The sequence below is a fragment of the Leptospira abararensis genome, from assembly GCF_016918735.1.
GTDB classification, from domain to species: Bacteria; Spirochaetota; Leptospiria; order Leptospirales; family Leptospiraceae; genus Leptospira_A; species Leptospira_A abararensis.
In genome coordinates this window covers 14123-33767 of the sequence record NZ_JAFFPR010000054.1, presented here as the reverse complement: position 1 = coordinate 33767, position 19645 = coordinate 14123, and the positions used below count along the sequence as shown (strand labels likewise).

The following is a 19645-nucleotide window of genomic DNA, read 5'->3' as shown; positions in this document are numbered from 1 at the left end:
TGACAAACTTTTCGGAAAGGTAGGGCATAACTATGTTCTTTTGGATACATGATGGGCGTATTTTGCCAAATCCGCCGGCCACTTATGCAGATCGGGTCCACAAAATCCATCCTGGCGGAAAATCTGCATCCATATCTGGTGAGGGAGAGGAATCAACCAATGCTTTTACTGGTTCTTTTTTACACCGCTCCCCTGGGGATGTTTACCAAGAATCCGCCGGCCAAACGGAAAGAACGGTCTATTTCCTGCACGAGATCATGTCGACTCCTGCCATCACCCAAAAGTCCACAGAAACAATAGCCAACTGTTTGGACTTTATGTTGGAAAAAGGGATTCGCCATCTCCCGATTACCGATGAAACGGGAACCCTTGTGGGTTTTATTTCTGATCGCGATATCCTCGAAAAAAGTAAATCTTATGAAAGGGACTGGCCAGTTTCCGACATTATGATCAAACGCGTATTAGTTGGCTCTCCGGGATCGGAAATTCGAGGGGTCACACAAGTCCTTTTAGAAGAAAGAATTGGATGTATTCCTGTGGTAAATGACGATAATCAACCTATTGGTATGATCACAAGGTCGGATTTACTTCGTTTGTTACTGAAGTATCCAAATTTGAATATCATCGCTTAAGGGGTTGTATGGTCTGGGATTTACTAGTTCTTATCTTTTATTTTCTCATCGTTTTTTATTTTGGTTTTTATTTTGCTAAGAACAACGAGAAAGAAGAAGACTTTTATCTCGCTAAAAAAGAGATCCATTGGATTTTTCTTTTAATATCCCTTGTCGCAACAGAAACTTCTAGTTTAACTTTTTTAAGTATTCCCTCCTTATCTTTCAAAGGGGACTACCGGTTTTTGGAAATTGCATTTGGATATGTGATCGGTAGAACCATTGTGGCTCTTTATCTATTGCCATCGTATTTTTCTGGAAATACCATTTCCGTCTATGAGTATGTAGGAAATCGTTTTGGTAAATCTCCTCAAAAAACAATCTCTTTTGTATTTACCATTTCTAGACTTCTCGGAGATGGAATTCGGTTGTATGTTAGTTCTTTACCTATCGCCTTTCTTTTGGAGAGGATGGGCCTTAATCTTTCTTCTGATATTTTAGGAATGATTGCACTTACAACACTCAGCATCGTCACCATCATCTACTCCGTTGTCGGCGGATTTCGTGCGATTGTATTTACCGATGTACTTCAGTGGTTTATTTATATCTTTGGTGGATTTTTTGCACTGGGACTCCTCATTTATAAATTGAATGTTCCAATTATTTCGGGGGTAACAGAACTTCAGAGTCTTGGGAAATGGAATTTATTTATTTTCGACTATCTTTCATCAGGTGACAATAGTTACTTTATCGTATTTGCTTTGATTGGTGGTGCTTTTATTTCGATTGGATCTCATGGAACAGACCTAATGCTTGTTCAGCGAGTGATCGCCACAAAAAACTTAGTATCTGGTCAGAAAATTCTCATTGGAAGTGGGATTGTTGTCCTCTTTCAATTTATTCTATTTCTCCTCATTGGATCTCTACTTTATCTTTTTTATGCAGGCCAATCTATGGCTCCTGACAAAGTGTTTAGCCAGTTCATTGTGAATGAAGTGCCCTCACCACTTCTTGGAATCCTTGTGGCAGCCATCCTTGCCAGTGCCATGTCCACACTCAGTTCCACCATCAATTCCCTCTCTCTCACCTGGGCCCGTGATTGGGGAATGGACCGGTGGTTTAGTCCCCGAATGCTTTCGCTTTTTTTTGGAATGACTCTGTTTCTTTCGAGCCTTGTTCCCTATTTTCTCATCCAAACTTGGGAAAAAGGACTATTAGAAATGGGACTCACCATATTTTCCTATACCCTCGGGCCATCCATTGCGGTTTTCTTTTTAGCCAAAGGGAAAAGAGAAATGCCAGTATCCGGCCCCGTATTTTCGGCATTTTTTCTAACGAGCATCCTTCTCACGGTGGCGATTGGACTCGGTTTTCAAATTGCCTTTACCCTTCTCATCCCGATCGGTTTTGGAATCCAAATCTTTCTTGTACAAATTTCCCGCATTGCATTTAAAAAAAATTGACAGGAAACAGGGATCAGTTCGTCTAAAAATTAACAATGAAATCATCTGATAACATTCAGTTACTCCTCCTCCTCGAACTTTTATAGATCGAGGGAGAACGTGCTGTGTGACAAAGCCCACTCCCAACCGGGAAGTGGGCTTTTTTTATTTTTGGTCCTCCTTCCGGTCGGTAGTGGCTCGGATGTAGAGGAACTATGAAACCAAACCAAATTAAAATCCAAGACGTTACCTTACGGGACGGAAACCAAGCGTTACGTAGACCCTGGACCTTAGAAGAAAAAATCGAAGTCTTTGATTTACTTATCGAATTGAATGTCGATGGGATCGAAGTGGGTTTCCCTTCTTCCAACGAAACAGAATTTGTAGCAAGTAGGACTCTCGCCAAACGAGCCGCAGCCGGAGTTCCTATTGCTGGATTGTCACGTGCCAATGAAACAGAAATTGCAAGAACCTGGGAAGCCATCCAATATGCAAACAAACCACGAATGCATATCGTTTATCCCGTCAGTGATTTTTCCATTCGCCATGTTTTGAAAATTTCTGAAACCGAAGTGATTCAAAAAATCCAAAACTCTGTTTCCTTTGCCAGATCCATCGTAGGACCAGATGTAGAAATTCAATTCTCAGGGGAACATTTCGGAGATGCCATTGAAAATTTTGAATTCACCAAAGAAGCTTTTCTTGCAGCCATCGAAGCCGGTGCTAATATCATCAACTTACCCAATACAGTGGAACGTTACCGGCCCATGATTTTTGTGAATATGGTAAAGGATATGAAAGACTTTATAGGGGACAAAGCCAAAGTTTCCGTGCATACTCACAATGATTTAGGAATGGCAACTGCCACTTCCGTAGAATGTGTGTATGTGGGTGCTGAACAAATCGAAGTGGCTTTAAATGGTTTGGGAGAAAGAGCAGGTAATACCAATTTGTATGAAACGGCTATCGCTTTACACCAAAATGGTGAGACTTTGGGAATCAACTTCCAAAGAATTTATCCTACTGCCAAACGAATTGCAGAGATGACAGGCATTCCTATTGGAGAAAAGACACCGATTATCGGTGAGGATATCTTTTCCCATAGGTCAGGTATCCACCAAGATGGGGTTGCCAAGACCATTAAACAAATCAAAGGTGCTTACCGAACTTTTTCTCCCGAATTTGTGGGAAGAAAGGATTCCGAAACTATCTCCTTTACCAACCAATCTGGACATCGAGCCATTCAATTTTTATTGGAAAATCGAGGGATTGTCGTTCCAAGCGAAGAAATCCACAGATTGTTTGAAAAAGCTAAGGCAATTTCATCCAAAGAGAACAACAGAGAAATCACCGAAGCAGAGTTAGTGGATTTGGCGAGTCCCTACATGATTGCCTCCTGAACAAGGGGGCCTTTCGTCCAGAGAATCTTTTGTGTGATTCCACTCGAATCATTGACAAAACTTTGTCAGTCTGCCATAATTTCGTTTGGTTTTTCTGGAGGTATTCATGGCAGACACTCTCATCAAACAGGCGAGAATTTTTGACGGTAGCACAAATCCATCTTTTGTCGGTGATGTGAGAATTAGGGATGGGGTGGTTCAAACTATCTCTAAAACGGAACTTAGTCCAAACTCTGGGGAAACTGTGGTCGATGCCAAAGGCCTTTGGCTTACCCCTGGGTTCATTGACTTTCATACCCATTACGATGCAGAGATCGAAATGGCACCAGATCTTTCGGAATCAGTTCGTCATGGTGTAACAACCATTTCTCTAGGTAGTTGTTCATTGAGTTTAGCTGTGGGTGACCCTACGGATTTAGCAGATATGTTTAGCCGAGTGGAAGCCATTCCAAGAAAGAATGTTTTATCCATCCTTGAGAGTAAAAAAAATTGGAACTCTGCTACTGAATACAAAAAACATTTAAACAATATGCCACTTGGCCCCAACGTAACTTCGTTTGCTGGTCACTCAGCCATTCGTGCTCACGTAATGGGACTCGAACGATCTCTCACCAAAGGGGAAGTTCCCACAAAACAAGAGTTAGAAACTATGAATAAACACTTGGAAGAAGCATTGGACGCAGGTTTTATGGGTCTTTCGATCAATACTCTTGTTTGGGACAAAATGGATGGTTCTAGATTTAGATCTCGCCCACTTCCTTCTACTTTTGCGAACTGGAGTGAATACCAATACCTAAACAAAACATTGAGAAAAAGAGGAAAAATATTCCAAGGTGTTCCCAACGTTTCAACAAAAATCAATGTTCTTATGTTCTTAAAGGAAGCCTTTGGACTCTTTCGTAAACCATTAAAAACCACCATCATCTCTCTTATGGATGTAAAGTTTGATCCGGGTTTGTATAAATTACTCGGAGTCATTGGCCGCATCACAAACACGATCTTCAAGTCTGACTTTAAGTTCCAGGCACTTCCCGAACCATTTGATTTGTATGCCGATGGAATGGACGTAGTTGTTTTTGAAGAATTTGCGGCTGGTGCTAAGGCAAATCATATTGAAGATGAGTTCGAAAGAAAACAATTAATGAAGGATCCAACTTACCGGTCTTGGTTCAAACGCCAATGGACCAATTGGTTTTTACCTCGTGTTTTCCATAGAAACTTCCGTGAAACAAAGATTGTGGATGCACCCGATAAATCTTTGATTGGAAAATCCATTGATGACGTTGCCAAAGAAAGAGGGATCCATTCTGTTACAGCCTTCCTAGATTTAGTCGCCGAACACGGCAACAAAGTTCGTTGGTATACAGTGATGGCAAACCATAGAAAAGAACCTCTGCAAAAAATTGTATCTTATCCAGATATCCTCATCGGATTTTCGGATGCAGGAGCTCATTTACGTGGTATGGCTCATTACAATTTTCCTCTTCGTATGCTGAAATTGGTAAGAGATGCAGAGTTAGAAAAAAAACCATTTATGACTTTAGAGAGAGCAGTAAATCGCCTAACGGGAGAGATTGGAGATTGGTTTGGAATTGATGCAGGTTACATCAAAGAAGGGAAAAGGGCCGATTTGGTACTCATTGATCCAACCAAACTCGACGATTCCCTTGCTAAAGATGTAGAAGCACCTATGCCTTTTATGGAAGACTTCAAACGTTGGGTCAGACGTAACGATGATACAATCAAAAAAGTCTATATCAATGGCAAACTTGCCGTGGATCAGGGAAAACCCGTCGCATCCCTTGGAAAAGAAAAAGGGTATGGTAGCTTTTTAGAATCCACAATCGGCACATAAAAAAGATTTGCGGTTGGATACAGAAGGACTTAATCTCTGTATCCAACATGGCATTCTCCCAAAACAGACTCGCTCTCCTAGTATTCATCGCCCTTTCTTTTTTTATAATCCAATGTTCCTCCTCCCAATCAATGGAGCGAAAAAACATGAGCCGCTCTTACGGCGAAGCCGAGGATTATGCGCCTTCCGTTGCTGCTCCCTCCCCTAAAACAGAAAATACACAGAGTGAACCAAAAGTCCAAAAAAGGATGATGGTGTATTCTGTGAATGTCAATTTACAATCTAAAGAAATTGAAGCAAAAGTCATAGAAATCATCAAACTTGCAGAATCATACGGAGGTTATGCGCTACAATACAGCTCCAATGGAATCGTACAATTAAAGATCCCAGCCGAGAAATTAAAACAGTTTTTATTCACTCTAAAAAACCAATCGCAAAACTATTCAGAAGATGTTTCTGCTAAAGATGTAACAGAAGATTATACTGATACAGAAATTCGGATGGAGAACGCGCTGAAAATGAGAGTTCGCCTTTTAGAAATTCTAAAAACGGCAAAAACCGTGGAAGAAATCCTCAAAGTAGAAGCGGAACTAAATAAAGTTTCAGAATCTATTGAAAGATGGGAAGGAAGATTAAAATACCTAGCAAATGCCGTGCAACTTTCTTCTGTCCAAGTGCAGGTTCGTCAAAAATGGGAACCAGTGATTCAAAAGGAATACAAACCAGGGCCGTTAGGTTATCCTTTTTACTACCTCTATCTTGGCCTAGGAAAAGTAAAAGATGGTCTTATATGGATGTTTGTCCAAGAAATTCCAAAAGAAAAAACAGAAATCCCCGATTGAGTAAAACTCAAACAAATTATGCAATTAGAGCGCTTAACGGAAATTAACTTTTAATTAAGCGCTCTGCAGAGGAAATCATCTGTGATTTCATTCGTTCAATGACCTTTCTATCTTTGGTTAGGGCATACAACCGAAGACCACCCAAATAACTCATATACAATTCATAACTCAAAGACTTTACAAGGTCTTGTCGCAAATTTGGGGCGAAGTTTAAAATACAAGTCTCCACAGTTTCCAAAACATGGTGAACCGCTTTGTTTCTATAGGTATCAAATTGGCTCAAGTGGGAGATTTCTCCTGAAAACAGGGCAATCGGACAATCCTTTCTAGAGGTATTCCGTTGGTTTCTCACAATAAAATTGACCCATTTTTCAATGAAGTCAGGCATATCATTTGCCTTTGCCAGTACCTTTAACATAACAACTCTTTGCTGTTCGGATAGATAATTTAGGTATTCAAATCCAATATCATCTTTGGATTTAAAATGATCATACAGAGTTTTTTTATAGGCTCCGGCCTTATCTAAAATTTCCGCAATTCCTGTCGCTTGGAAACCTTTTTCACGAAACAAAGCAAAGGAACTTTCTAAGATTTTCTGTTTGGGTTTCAAAATGAGTTACCTCCTATTGTTTCTTAGAGATATTTTTAATTAGAATCATTGTGATTGTATTTAAGGACTACGTTTCCAATTTTGTCTTTGATCTCGGAACGCCAAACCAATTTTCCCTCTTTCAATTGAATCAGTAAAGATCCATAGTTTTCATACTTAAACGCAGATCCAAGTTTATATTCAGAATCATATTCCAATGGTAAAAATGGTAAAGGGAGATTGAGAGAGCTTGAAGTGATTTCTATGAATTTACGTTTGTCTGAGAAGCGATATTCATATATTTCCGCGATATGCCGATCACCCGAAAGAATGACCAGATCGGAAGTTTTGGCAGAATCTAAAAGTCTAAAGAGACGATCCCTCTCTTTGGGAAAATTTCCCCATTTTTCAAATGGTTGTTCTGTAGGGATCACCTGGATTCCGGATGCAAAAACAAGAAGGTCAGAGGGTTTGTTCAATTCTTCTTCCAGCCATGTCCACTGCTCTTCACCGAGAAGTGTAGCCTCATCATCTTCATTTGGACTGTATTGACTTTTACCCGTAAAATAAGACCAAAACTTTCTCTTTAAAGGAGAGCGAAAAAACCGAGTGTCAGGAATCACAATATGAACTTTTTTCTCTTTGAATGTGAGAAAGTAGGAATGAAAGATCCCTTTTCCCTCCTTTGTTCCAAACCTTTGGCCCTGGGGCATTAAAGATCCCATTTGAGAAATAAAAATTTCGCGACTCTTTTCTTTATCTAAATATTCACCACCACTGTCATTGATTCCATAATCATGGTCATCCCAAACGGCGAGGATTTGCGATTGGGAACGAATGGACTTCCATTCAGGTCTTTCAAATTGTTTTTTGTAAGCTGGAATTTTTTCTGTGGCAACCAAACTATCTGCGTAAATATTATCACCTAACAAAAGGATGAGATCAAAAGATTCCTTTTCCCATTGGGTCAAAATAGGACTCTCTTTATCTTGATGCAAACAAGATCCAAAACCGATATGTAAACTTTCGGTATCCTTTCCCTCAATCGGGAATTGAAACAAAGTCACAAACATGACTGATAAAAAAAAGAAATAGAATGGAGAGTATCGTTTCATAGAGGATTCACAAAATTTAAGAAATGTTCCTAAATTATTTTGAATTTTTCCCTATTAGTCAATCGGAAATCTTCTAACGACCTCTCATATATAACCCATAAGGTGACCTTGAATTATAATATCCGATGTTATTTCGCATTACTTGTCTGCTATATATATTGCGATAGGAATACATCGGAAAAAACCAAGGATAATCTCTTCGATGAAAAGAACTACTGTATAAGATCACATCGTGGTAATAAGCACTGTTTACATGTAACTCATATATATACCCAGCGATAGGCCATTCCACAGGAAAAAATTCTCCTGCCACTTCCACTTCTGTTTCCTGATACATATCCCGACCGGATCGCCTATCCCCGATGGCGCAAGGTTCCATCCGACTGGGAACCGGCCCTTCCATAAGAACCAGGCACTCTGAATTGTATCCATGTTTTTCAGCATAGGTCAATTGTTGGTGAGGCCGAAGATGGTTAGTCACATAGAATCCCCTCATTGCTGTTTTTTTATCTAAAGTGCTGCATTTGAGTATTGATCCAAACATCAGAATTAGAATTAAAATCCGCAGAATATTAACTTGGTGAAAATTAGGATACACAATCTACCTCACCTTGAATATTGAATCGTTGGAATTTTTCCCGGCAGACTTTGTTGCATGGATTGGCGCAGAATATTTTCTTTTAAGGAACGGTTATGGAAAGGCCCTCGGCCAAGTGTGACATCTTTATAGAATTCAGAATTGGCATGACCTACACGGAGATAACCTGGAATGATCGTTATAAAAGAGGACGGTTCCCGTAAGTATTCATTGGAAACATTTCCTAACCGAAGCTCCCGACCTCCCACATAACAATAACCTATGCGAGGGAAAGGGTATTGTGCACTAGAAGGAAGAAGGCATTCCGAGGATTCCCCGGTTTCCTTAATCACAAGATATTGATGATAACCCCGGTCGTTTGGGGGAGGATTCTTAATCCCCAAAATTAACATTTTATCTAGACTGGTGCAATGAATCGTAAGGAATAGAATCACAACTAAGAGTTTCATGATTGCATTATAACCAGAAACTAACAGCTATGCGATGGTGGATATCCGCAATTGCGGAAACTACCTAGAGCCAAGGAATCTTTCCAGATAATAACTAAGACAAAAGATTCCTTGGCAAAACCTCTCAGATTATAATTTTCGAAAATTGATTCGGTAGGGAGTGATTGCGGAAGAAACAGGTCTTCCTTGGCATTGGTAATCGGATGGATTCACAAGTCCTGTCGATTGTAGGGAATACAACTTTCCTCCTTCCAAAACAATCTGTTTGGAACTGAGAGAGGATGAAAAAAGGTCGGTATTTCCTTCCTTCAAAAAAACAATAAAATCAAATCGGCTCGAGTTACAACTGGAGGAAGTGAGAGTCTGTCTCCCCGTGGTTGCCGTTACTTCATAAGTTCCACCGGATTGCACAGAAACCGAACCACTCACTGCCGAAACACTGCAGAGGGAAAGTGGGCCGTCACCCAAAATGAAGGGAACATTTGCATTTTCATTCGTTAAATACTGACAAGGAGGAGTGGCAAGAACAGAAAGGACTAAGGCATCTGCCAAAGGATCTCCCGTGATCCTTGTGCCAGGGAAGAGGCCCTCTTCTTTGTCTATCGAACAGCCAAAGGAAAAGAAAGAGAAAAAGGATAACCAAACCAAATGTTTTAACATAATTTACCAACTTATATTTTTCTGAGTAGGTAAAAGAAACATTGGTTTGGTTCCGAAGTTTAAGAAAAAAGCGATCCTAAAAGAATTTATCTTATGAGATAACTTTTGAGAAAGTCAGACTGTGAACCTTATTTTGTTAACCATTGAGATGGTCTATTAATCAAGTTAGGTGCCTTGGGTTCTGAATCATAAACAATTAAAATGAGAATATCAACCTCTAGCCAAGTCTGAATCTTCAAACTTAACTACAAATTTCTTGTTCGTTAGAATCATCAAAATCAGATATTAAAGAGCTCTGTTTTTCCCAAAAAATATAGGTAGATAAAGGTCGAAACCAACAGGGAAATAAACAGATAAAATTCTTTCTAAATTAAAACCAAAACCCAGGAGACCAATGTCTTATCTGAATTTTGATTTTATCATATTTTTTTAAAAAAAGTATTTAGCGTAAATATCACTAAACGCTTAAAGCTAAAGTTTACTCACAACTAGCAGTCATCGCTTTAAAATCTGTAAATGCCGAAAGAGCTACAAAGCGGTTATTTCCAAAGGTGATAGCCTTCCATCCAATTTGCTCAGGAGCAGCCTGCCCCGTCCAAGTGATCCCATCAGGAGAAGTCATGATTCGGTTCGTTCCGCTCGTCATTGACAAGGCTACAAATAAACCTTTGGCATAGGTAAGTCCCCTCCAATCATTAGCCTCTGCAGCCGTACGCGCAGTCCAGGTGATTCCATCAGGAGAAGACATAGCTCTAGTAGTTCCGTCCAAACTTAACCCTACATACATCCCATTACCGTAGGCGCCAGGAAACCATGTGTTCGCTTCCACAGCAGAACGCGATGTCCAAGTGATTCCATCTGGGGATGTCATGATCCGATTGGTTCCGCTCGCTGCCAAAGCTACAAATTGTCCGTTTCCAAAGAACACTGACAGCCAATTGTTTGCTTCTGCGGCAGTCCGTGCCGTCCAAGTGACTCCATCGGGGGAAGTCATCACTGCTCCCGATGCGGCTACGGCTACAAAAATACCATTCCCAAATGCGACAGACTGCCAACCTGCTACCAATGCCGCGGAACGTGCTGTCCAAGTGATCCCATCAGAAGAGGTTACCACCCGATTGGTTCCAGTCCCTGATACTGCTACAAAAAGACCGTTACCGAAAGTGATCGACTGAAAGGCATTTCCTTCGGGAATATCACGTCCCGTCCAAGTGATTCCGTCAGGTGATGTAATCACTTGGTTTGCTGGCCCCGATGTTCCAATAGCTGCAAATAGTCCATTTCCATACGCAACAGACAACCATGCCTTCGAAACCGGAGGTGTATTTATTGTCCACTTCAAGGTTTTATTTTGACAACTCAAGTCTTCGCCACCAGAATTATTTGCCGAAGCAAGAGCACCGAGCAATAATAAAGATAGCGAATCATTATTTTCCTTGTCCGGATTGCAATTAATTGCTGAAAAAATAAGCACAGTGGATAAAAGAACAGAACGAAAGATTTTTCTCATATTTAGGACATCCATCTAAAATTTAACCATCATAATTTGAAGGATCAAGTAGATTGTCAAATCGCATTTTCCACTTAACGAATATTAGGAAATATTCAAATAGTAGAATAAGTTAGATTGCATTAAATCTAACTTCTGTTTTGTATGGTTTTTTGCTACGAAGGTTCCAAGAATTTAGCTCCGTCGGTTTCCCTATAGTTGACAGAGAGTCCCTCTTATAATGGTTTCCATTTCATTAGGACCCATTCATTCAGGAAAAAAAACCTTTGTAGATCGATTCTTATCAATAAATTCTTGTTATCTCAAGCTGATACCAATAATGTTAGCCGAGGTCTCCCTGTCGGGATTAAGGCTTTCCTTATGCTAAAAAACGTTTTCAAATCATTGACTTTATTTCCCATAGTTTTCTTTGCCCTTATTTTATTGATTTTTTGTAAACCTTCCCAACTGAACAATCCTTCTGACTCCCATTCGCAAGACTATTTTGAAACCGCAGTTTTACGTTGTGCACTAGGGCTCGGACCATGTAACCCTTGTTTACCCGCACAAGGGCCCTGGGGTAGTTTTTTGGGAACTTCTACGTTAGCTGGAGCATTCACCGGAGCAATCAAAGTAAAAGCCGATTATACTCACAATCTATACGGGCTTTCTTTTACTAACCACGATTTTGAACAAGGAGGGATTCCTTTCCAAGGAACACCCGGGTCGACTCTTAACATTTTAGCTGCAAAATTTTCAGCAGCCGGGGAACGCCAATGGATTCGGTATCTAGGGCAAAGATCGGATCGGCCAAACGGACTTATCTTCCGAGACAATGATGGTGTGTATACCTATGCAACTACTCCAACAAGCATTCTCCCCTTTGCTAATACCCCCCACGTAGGAGTCGGTGCAAACTCAGCCATCGTAAAACTTTCCATTGATGGTACTATCCTTTGGAGTAAATACTTTAATGATGGATTGAATATTGACTCTGGGATCATCTCTGAGATTAAAGATAGCAGTGATCAATCAGGTTTCTACGTATTGGGAATCGCCACTGGCGCATCAATCAATCCGGGAACTTTGATAAATAGTCCGACAAATAACGATTGGTTCATCCAAAAATTGAGTTATGACGGAGTGGCCCTTTGGACAAAATATTATCCCTTTGGGCCAGCGATCAGTAATTTTAGGCCCTATCGATTAGAAGCAATTCCAGGTGGCCAAGGATATATAATCGTAGCACTTGTAGAAGCAGATTTGAACGGTTCGTTTCTGAACGGCAAAAATACATATCCTGGAGTCATGGGAAACCTTGTTATGAAACTTGATGCCAACCTGAACTACCAATGGCACCGTTACTTAGGTGACACAACAGTTGGTGCAAGTGATAACATACCTCCCTCACTGATTGTGTATGCTGACCAAACCATCCTAACTTCTACTCTTTATTCGGATCCAGTTCCAAGTTTAGGCCTTCCCCATCCGGGAACCGGCATTGACTCAACCATCTTCTATCGGTTAGATGGTTCTGACCAATTATTAAATTCTTCTTTCGTATACAACTCTGGAGAAAGTGTAATGATCAGTGAAGGAAGTTTTTTGCCAAATGGAAAAGTACTGATCACCGGTTCGGTGAACCAACTGGTTGGATTTGCCTCTGAATTGGATCCAATTTCTCTTAAAGAAGATTATCGTATTTCCGGAAAAGAAAACTATAAAGCTTCTGTCATCAAACATTGTGATGGATCCTTTAGCAGTTTCGGAAGTTCGAGTAGCGCTATCGCTGACTCACCAATTCCCTTTGGCATTGGGTCGTCCAATGCCTATTTTTCGCGCTTCCAAAGATAACCGATTCATTCCGACTGGATAAACTTTTTCCACCATCGTTCCATTAGGTTGGGTTCTCTAATTTTAACAAGTTGTCCAAACTTGGGAGTGAGTAAATCTATTTTGTATGCCTCTGCTTGTTTCTCCAATGATTCGGCTGGTTCATACCAACTATGGAGTGATAGGTTAAACATTCCCCAGTGAACAGGAACTAACCTCTTCCCTTTTAAATCAAGATGGGCCTTTGCAGTTTGTTCCGGTAGAACATGCACCGCTTCCCACATAGGATTGTATTGGCCGTTTTCTATAAAGGTTAGATCAAATGGTCCATATTTATCCCCAATGTCTTTAAAGTGGACATCATAACCAGAATCACCGCTAAAATAAAATCTTTCTTTTTCTCCGATCACTGTCCAAGAAGACCATAATGTTTTATTCCCATTCATCCCACTCCTTCCTGAAAAATGTTGGGCAGGTGTACATACAATTTTGACTTTCCCAATTTCCATAGGTTCCCACCAGTCAAGTTCCGTTAGGCGACCTTCAGGAACACCCCATTCTTTCATATGAGAAGTAACTCCAAGTGGAGTGATAAATTTTGTACTTGTGTTTTTAAAAAACTCAATGGTCTGCATATCCAGATGATCATAATGATCATGGGAAATAATGATATAATCGATGGGAGGTAATTCTTCTAATTTGACAACAGCATCTTGAAACCTCTTCACCATAAAAGCAAAAGGGGCGGCGGACTCCGAAAATACGGGATCAAAAAATAAAATTTTTCCTTCAATATTGACAAGGAAGGTGGAATGACCAAACCAAATGAATTTGATGCTCTCGTCAGGTTTTAAGAACTCCACAAAATCAGGTTTTTCTTCTGGTAATTTCACACTTGGCTTTTGGTCTTTATCCCCACCAAAGAAAAATTTAAAAAACAAAGAAAAGAAATTCTGGCCTTCCCGCATTTTTTCTAAAACGTCGGGCCTGCGGTTTACAAACTGTTCTCTGGTATTGTCAAAGTGGGTGGATTTTTTTATTTTTTCAAGGTGGGCTCCGTGCGGATCCTTTCCAAAAGCCTTGCAATCAAATTGGATGACTGCAACAAATAATAGTAAAACAAAAGCGATTTTTCTCAAAACATTCCTACCTAATCTGTAACTTTCTTTAGACTATCTGTTGTTACAGAATTTGTAAAAATCTTTCCGAAGAAACAAATATAAACACGAGAAAATGGCTCTTCAAAAATTGCATCAGTCCTTTCCCCAAGCTTCAAAATTTAGTTGTTTTCGCAGAGATTCTTAGAAAATGATGAACAGAATTACCGAACAGTAAATGTGCGGAACAAACCTTCCAAAAAAGTGGCCTTACTAACGCAGCTTAGTTGAAGATTCGTTAAAAATGAATACGATGACTCCAATTCTAAACAAACAGCCGAGGAAACCTGTAATTGGAAAAAAGTATGTATTTCCGATGGCCAAGTCGGATACATTTGCGAACAATATTTACGAAGTCCCATGGACCATCGAGTCGGTTTTTCCAAGAAGAACAATAACTGGATGATGATTTTCTTTGTGGAAGCTGGAGACTAAATTCGATTAATGCACTTTTGTCTTTAGAGAAAGAATAAAAATCATTTGATTTAATAAGAAACAATTTCTATCGAAAAGGGATTTGTACCTGCAGTTACGGGGAATCCCTCCATAGGCGAAAGAGATCCATTGGCACCGATTGAATAACCAGAGACAGTTCCTCCCTCTGTGTTCGAAGAATACAAAAATTTTCCACTTGGATCGATACTTAAACCAATGGGACTAAAGCCTGACAAAAAAGGCGACCCGCTGACAGGTATTAAAGTTCCTGAAATTGGTTGTATGGAATAAGCGGAAATCGTTCCTTGGGCCGTGCCACTATTGGCAACATAGACAAACCGGTTCCATGGGTCTGTAACGGTAAAACCCGGAGCTATACCTGCTGAGATATTTGTTAGGATAGAAAGCGCGCCTGAGTTTTTATCTCTCAGAAACGGAAATACATCTTGTGAAAAATAATTTGCTCCATAAACAAACTTACCATCAGAAGTGATAGCTAAAGAAAGATTATTTTCACCTGTTTGGTAGACGTTAATCGATGTTAATAATCCAGTCGTAGAATCTAAAGAGAACGCCTGTATCCCTGCCGTATTTCCCCCGGCACTGGTGAGCCCCGCATACAGATGCCTACCTGTGGAATCAAATACCATGCGCCCTACGGCACCAGCCGTTGGATTTGCCGTAGAAGTAACAGGAGTTAAACTAGAAATATTTCCGGAGGTATCAATGAGTAATCTGTGAATTTGCTGAGTCGTTTCTGAACTCGCAAATAAAAATTTTCCATTGGGATCTAATGCCAAAGAATAAGGAGTGGAAGGAAGAACCAAATCAGGATGTTTTAAAGATAAATTTCCGGTCTCTGGATTGAGATTCAGTATAGAGATAGAAGTATTACCGATGTTTGCTACATACACAATGGTTCCAGCGGCATTGGTGACCGAATAACGTGGACGATTGGTCAATTGAAATGGAGACCCAAACACTTGTGCAATGGCACCAGTGCTCGGATCAACCCGATACACATTGATGCTACTCGTTGCTGTGGACAAACCAACATTCGTAACAAGGATAAAACGAGGGATTTTGATCCTTGGGTTTCTAATGCTGGCACCGCAGAAATGAGTGTATTCACTAGCACCTATTAGGACAACAAAAGTTTGCAAATAGGAAGAGGATTCGGGATCACAAGTAGAATTGAGTTCAGAACGTTGGCACTGAAAAAAAAACATAACCATAAAACAAATCAAAAGAAACCTTTTGAAGTTGTGTATCCATTGATTACGTAACAATCCTAAATTTTTCATTTTCACTAAGCAGGTATCTCTTTCTCTTCTAAAGATCACAAACTTAAATTCATGTTTCCTTTGAAAAATATCAATTTATTTTCTCTTTGGTGAACGATGGAAAACCAATAGATCAACTTTTTTTAGGAACGACCAGGCCGTTCCCAATTCGATCTTGGTTTAGGCAGTTTATTTAAAAATGGGTCGGGCTCTCCAGGGGTCCGCGTCCGCTCCCGTCGCCTACCATTTAACAATGGCCGGCGACCAAGCCCTTCCGATCCCTAACGGAGACTTGGTTCTATCACTAATTTAGATTTTAATTCTTTATAATAATTTCTACCCATTTTGAGTTGAATCCCCGTCGTTAGCTCCACTTGGTAAGAACCTCCAGCAGCAGTAATTAATTTTTTAATTTGTTTGTGATTCACAAGGAAAGAACGATGGATTCTAAAAAAAGAATCTGGCAACACTTTCACAATAGAATCTAAACTTTTATTATGAACGAACATTTCCCCATTTTTTTTATGCACCTTAACGCGTTTGTCAAAAGATTGGATGTACAATATATCCTTTATTGCAATCAAATCGACACCATTCTCTTGTTTAATGCCAATGTATTTTGTTTTTGTCCGCGTACTGTTTGTTTGGAACTTTTGAAGCGCTTTTGTCATTCGTTCTTTGGAGATTGGTTTAGGAACAAAATCCAAAACTCCATAGTCAAAAGCGTTGATTGCTTCCGTTGTATTTCCAGATGTAATAATTGTTAAAAAAGAAGCGGCAGAAGTTTCTTTTAACAAATCAAATCCGATATCACCATCCAAATTAAGATCCAACAACAATAAATCAATTTCATTTTCCTGAATGAAACATTGAGAACCAATTAGACTTTTTTCAATACGTAGAGATGTAATTTTAGCACCAAGAAGCTCGCGTAACATTCGCTCAAGTCCCCTTGCTGCCACCATTTCATCTTCTACGATTAAAATTCTCAAATCTTAGACCTATCCGATTATTGTTCGAGTCGATATTGCACGTTGGATAAATTCACAAACACGCCAATCATTGCTTGGTAAGAATTTAACGTTCGCATGGAAAACTGATCTGCTTTCAAAAATTCTCTATAATAATCTACTTCTGCTTTGATCCCAAAGTAGCGACCTAAATAAATATTTAAACCAGCACCAACACCCAGAATACTTCCAATTCCACTAGAGATCTGGTTGCTATAGGCAAACCTGTCATGTGTGATTCCGGAATGGGCTTCCCCTGTGAAAGAAACTACACCAGCCCTTGCAACTAAATATGGATCGAAGAAGTTTCTCGGAATCGGGTGGTATGTGGCAAGAAAACTCATTGAATTTCCTCGATAAATCGTACGTTCCCTTGGGACGGGATCCACATATTCTTTATAGTAGGACAAACCAGGGATTACATCTTGCCTTTTTGCCTTCATAGAATTTTGCATTACAGTAAATCCAAGTCCTATCTTTTCTTTCCAACCATATTCAAAGTCAAACTGAGAAGCAACTCCAGGAGTATACGTTGGCTTAAAATACAAACCTGGATCTTGGTTACGAATCGAACCTTGTGGATAATAATCTTGGCTCACCTCTTTTGTGACTATTTTATATTGTAAGGCACTATCATAGTTTTTTTCGTGACTAATAAAAGATCCGCTAGGTGCAAGCGTTCCACCTCCCATAAAACTTATAAGAAATGCTCCTTCATAAAAACCGGGTGGGTATTTTAGTTTTGCATAATATTTATCCAGATCAGCATTCATTTTTTGAGTTTCCTCCGGAGTTTGAGTGACCATCGGCTTTTCCTCTTTTTTTACTACTGGTTCTGCAAATCCAATTTTTGCAAATAACAGAAGAAAGGTTATCATTAGTTTTTTTGTATTCATCTTTTTATCCTTATGGGAAGGATAAAGATGTTACCAAAACTTACAAAAGAAATGGAGCGAAGTGCACTTTTCTGGTGTGAGTTACACTAATTTCACTCCATAACCGTGATTGTATTTTCCCAACCCCCTGTCACCATTTTGGATGTGAAATCCCATTTATTGGGGAAGGCTTCCTGTAATCTTGATTTTATATATTTCATGCCAGTACCCAAAGAATCTGATTTTGTGGTGGGAAGCCCGTCATTGAAGAGGATGTATTTTGTCTTATTTTTATCTTTCTTTTTCTTTAAAGTAAAAACCCCTGAGTTTTTTCCTTGGTAACCATGAGTGACTCCATTTTCAACCAAGGTCAAAAGGACAATAGGTGGGATCATATCTTTGGAACTTACACCTTCTGTTTTAAATTCAAACTTTGATTCTTTTCGAAGGCTCATAATTTCCAAGTATCGTTTGCAAATATTGATCTCTTCGCTGATTGAAATCGTTTTTTTATTGGTCAACTTTAGGATGGCTCGCAGTTCATCAGAAAGAGCCGTTAATAATTGTTTGGCTGTTTCTGGGTCCTCATCTAGCCAGATGATGGTTGCATTGATCGAATTTAATAAAAAATGAGGATGAATGTTGTTTTTTAACAATTCAACTTCTAGTCTCGAAGAAACTAACTTGGCATCTTGAAGTTTGACTTTATAAGAAGTCATTAGTCTTTCGGCCCGATTTTTCTCTGAATTAGCCAGTTTAATTTTATAAGCAAGTCCTAGGGAAAGTAAACACATCTCAATCGCTGAACCTGCTTGCAGTCCATACTCAGTAAAAATATTAGCAGGCAAAATTCCGAATCCTTTGAGTGAATAAATACCTACACCAAATAAAAGTGCTACCCAAGCGATTAAAAAATAACGTGCTGGTTTGTATCCCTTGTCCCAACAAACAACAGCCACGAGAAAAACAGAAAGGGCAAATAAGATAACAAAAGAAGCTAATAAATAAATATTTACATAATAAGAAAAAATAAAGGAAGATAACATTAAAAACAACATTAACCCCATAAGTACAAAGATGATCTTATCCCACATGGGTGTATTTTTTTTCGTATTTAAAAAACTTCTAGTAAACTGAAGTCCCCAAAACAAGGAACAACCCCCAATAAAGGGTAAACTGATATTTGCCCAATGAGGAGAATTCGGCCAAAATATTTGAAACGCCAATCCGTTCAATACCGACTGAGAAAGTCCATATAAACTAATATACAATAGATAGTATAAATATCCCCAGTCTCGCAACATAAACAATAATATTAAATTATAAATTACTAATACAAAAACGATTCCATAATAAATCCCCAGGGACAAATTCTCTTTTTCTTTCAATTTCAAAAATCTTTCGTGAGAATAGACAGTAATTGGGAACTGCACAGTACCCTCACTTTCAAAGCGAAAATAATACGACTTGTTTTTTTGAGGACTAAGTTTAACTGGAAAAATAAAGCTTTTTTCTTCTAAGGGCCTCTCGGAAAAAACATAGGAATCACCAGTAATTACTTGTTTCCATGTTTTTTCGTTCCATTCATAAAATTCAATTTTATCTAACAATGGATAAGAAACATGAATGAACCAATCACGTTCATTTGAGTCATTTTGTAGGGCAAAACGAACCCAATAAATATTCTTTGTGAAACCAAAATTAGGAGAAAGTGACTTACTCTCTTCAAAGAAATTCGATTTTTTGACTTCTTCAAAACTTAGGTTATTATCAGGTGTTAGAGTAAGGATTTCCATATGGAAACCGATTGGGTATTCCCCTGTTCCTTTTTTCAAAAAAGTTGTCAGTCTCGACGGAGTGGGAAGTGCAGATAGAGAAAAAGAGCTGACCAATAGTAGAAATAGACTGAGTCTGAGTGGGAACATTTCTGACAAAATTTATTAGGATTTAACTAGATTGTAAAGTAAAAGTTTTTTGTTTGGCGGTCTTAATTGAGATTTGG

17 protein-coding genes are annotated in these 19645 nt (G+C 39.2%); 6 read left to right on the top strand and 11 right to left on the bottom strand.

What is annotated here, in order from left to right; translation table 11 throughout:
* Positions 1-32: 32 nt before the first annotated feature.
* The 5 genes from JWG40_RS15705 (at position 33) to JWG40_RS15685 (ending at position 6150) form a co-directional block, all read left to right on the top strand.
* Entirely contained in the window at positions 33-632 is a 600-nt protein-coding gene (locus JWG40_RS15705; protein WP_205286728.1) for a CBS domain-containing protein, read from the top strand.
* A gap of 8 nt (positions 633-640) precedes the next feature.
* Positions 641-2074 carry a sodium:solute symporter gene (locus JWG40_RS15700; RefSeq protein WP_205286727.1) on the top strand — a complete coding sequence of 478 codons (1434 nt, stop codon included), beginning with the start codon at positions 641-643 and terminating at the stop codon, positions 2072-2074.
* Positions 2075-2268: 194 nt separating this feature from the next.
* Positions 2269-3453, top strand: a complete 1185-nt coding sequence (gene leuA2, locus JWG40_RS15695) for a 2-isopropylmalate synthase LeuA2 (RefSeq protein WP_205286726.1) — start codon at positions 2269-2271, stop codon at positions 3451-3453.
* Between the two features lie 106 nt (positions 3454-3559).
* Entirely contained in the window at positions 3560-5308 is a 1749-nt protein-coding gene (locus JWG40_RS15690; RefSeq protein WP_205286725.1) for an N-acyl-D-amino-acid deacylase family protein, read from the top strand.
* Positions 5309-5454: 146 nt separating this feature from the next.
* Positions 5455-6150, top strand: a complete 696-nt coding sequence (locus JWG40_RS15685; protein WP_232369428.1) for a DUF4349 domain-containing protein — start codon at positions 5455-5457, stop codon at positions 6148-6150.
* A 43-nt stretch (positions 6151-6193) separates the two neighbouring features.
* On the opposite strand, the gene JWG40_RS15680 is transcribed toward JWG40_RS15685, so the two are convergent.
* From JWG40_RS15680 to JWG40_RS15655, 6 genes are all read right to left on the bottom strand, one after another.
* The gene (locus JWG40_RS15680; RefSeq protein ID WP_205286723.1) at positions 6194-6760 is read right to left on the bottom strand and encodes a TetR/AcrR family transcriptional regulator; all 567 of its coding nucleotides are present in this window, start codon (positions 6758-6760) and stop codon (positions 6194-6196) included.
* A 35-nt stretch (positions 6761-6795) separates the two neighbouring features.
* A complete protein-coding gene (locus JWG40_RS15675; protein ID WP_205286722.1) occupies positions 6796-7854 on the bottom strand; it encodes an alkaline phosphatase D family protein in 1059 nt (352 codons plus the stop codon).
* Positions 7855-7927: 73 nt separating this feature from the next.
* Entirely contained in the window at positions 7928-8335 is a 408-nt protein-coding gene (locus JWG40_RS15670) for a hypothetical protein (protein ID WP_332470904.1), read from the bottom strand.
* 125 nt (positions 8336-8460) lie between these two features.
* Entirely contained in the window at positions 8461-8901 is a 441-nt protein-coding gene (locus JWG40_RS15665; protein ID WP_205286720.1) for a hypothetical protein, read from the bottom strand.
* A gap of 129 nt (positions 8902-9030) precedes the next feature.
* Positions 9031-9561 carry a hypothetical protein gene (locus JWG40_RS15660; RefSeq protein WP_205286719.1) on the bottom strand — a complete coding sequence of 177 codons (531 nt, stop codon included), beginning with the start codon at positions 9559-9561 and terminating at the stop codon, positions 9031-9033.
* A 478-nt stretch (positions 9562-10039) separates the two neighbouring features.
* Complete coding sequence (locus JWG40_RS15655) at positions 10040-11071, bottom strand: WD40/YVTN/BNR-like repeat-containing protein (RefSeq protein ID WP_205286718.1); 1032 nt, start codon at positions 11069-11071, stop codon at positions 10040-10042.
* Between the two features lie 360 nt (positions 11072-11431).
* Here JWG40_RS15655 and JWG40_RS15650 point away from each other — a divergent pair, with 360 nt between their 5' ends.
* Positions 11432-12904 carry a hypothetical protein gene (locus JWG40_RS15650; RefSeq protein ID WP_205286717.1) on the top strand — a complete coding sequence of 491 codons (1473 nt, stop codon included), beginning with the start codon at positions 11432-11434 and terminating at the stop codon, positions 12902-12904.
* Positions 12905-12909: 5 nt separating this feature from the next.
* On the opposite strand, the gene JWG40_RS15645 is transcribed toward JWG40_RS15650, so the two are convergent.
* The 5 genes from JWG40_RS15645 to JWG40_RS15625 form a co-directional block, all read right to left on the bottom strand.
* Entirely contained in the window at positions 12910-14022 is a 1113-nt protein-coding gene (locus JWG40_RS15645) for an MBL fold metallo-hydrolase (protein ID WP_205286716.1), read from the bottom strand.
* Positions 14023-14525: 503 nt separating this feature from the next.
* A complete protein-coding gene (locus JWG40_RS15640; protein WP_205286715.1) occupies positions 14526-15779 on the bottom strand; it encodes a lactonase family protein in 1254 nt (417 codons plus the stop codon).
* Between the two features lie 260 nt (positions 15780-16039).
* Entirely contained in the window at positions 16040-16750 is a 711-nt protein-coding gene (locus JWG40_RS15635; RefSeq protein ID WP_205286714.1) for a LytR/AlgR family response regulator transcription factor, read from the bottom strand.
* A 17-nt stretch (positions 16751-16767) separates the two neighbouring features.
* A complete protein-coding gene (locus JWG40_RS15630) occupies positions 16768-17664 on the bottom strand; it encodes a hypothetical protein (RefSeq protein ID WP_205286713.1) in 897 nt (298 codons plus the stop codon).
* Between the two features lie 92 nt (positions 17665-17756).
* Positions 17757-19478 carry a 7TM diverse intracellular signaling domain-containing protein gene (locus JWG40_RS15625; protein ID WP_232369427.1) on the bottom strand — a complete coding sequence of 574 codons (1722 nt, stop codon included), beginning with the start codon at positions 19476-19478 and terminating at the stop codon, positions 17757-17759.
* Positions 19479-19645 lie beyond the last annotated feature (167 nt).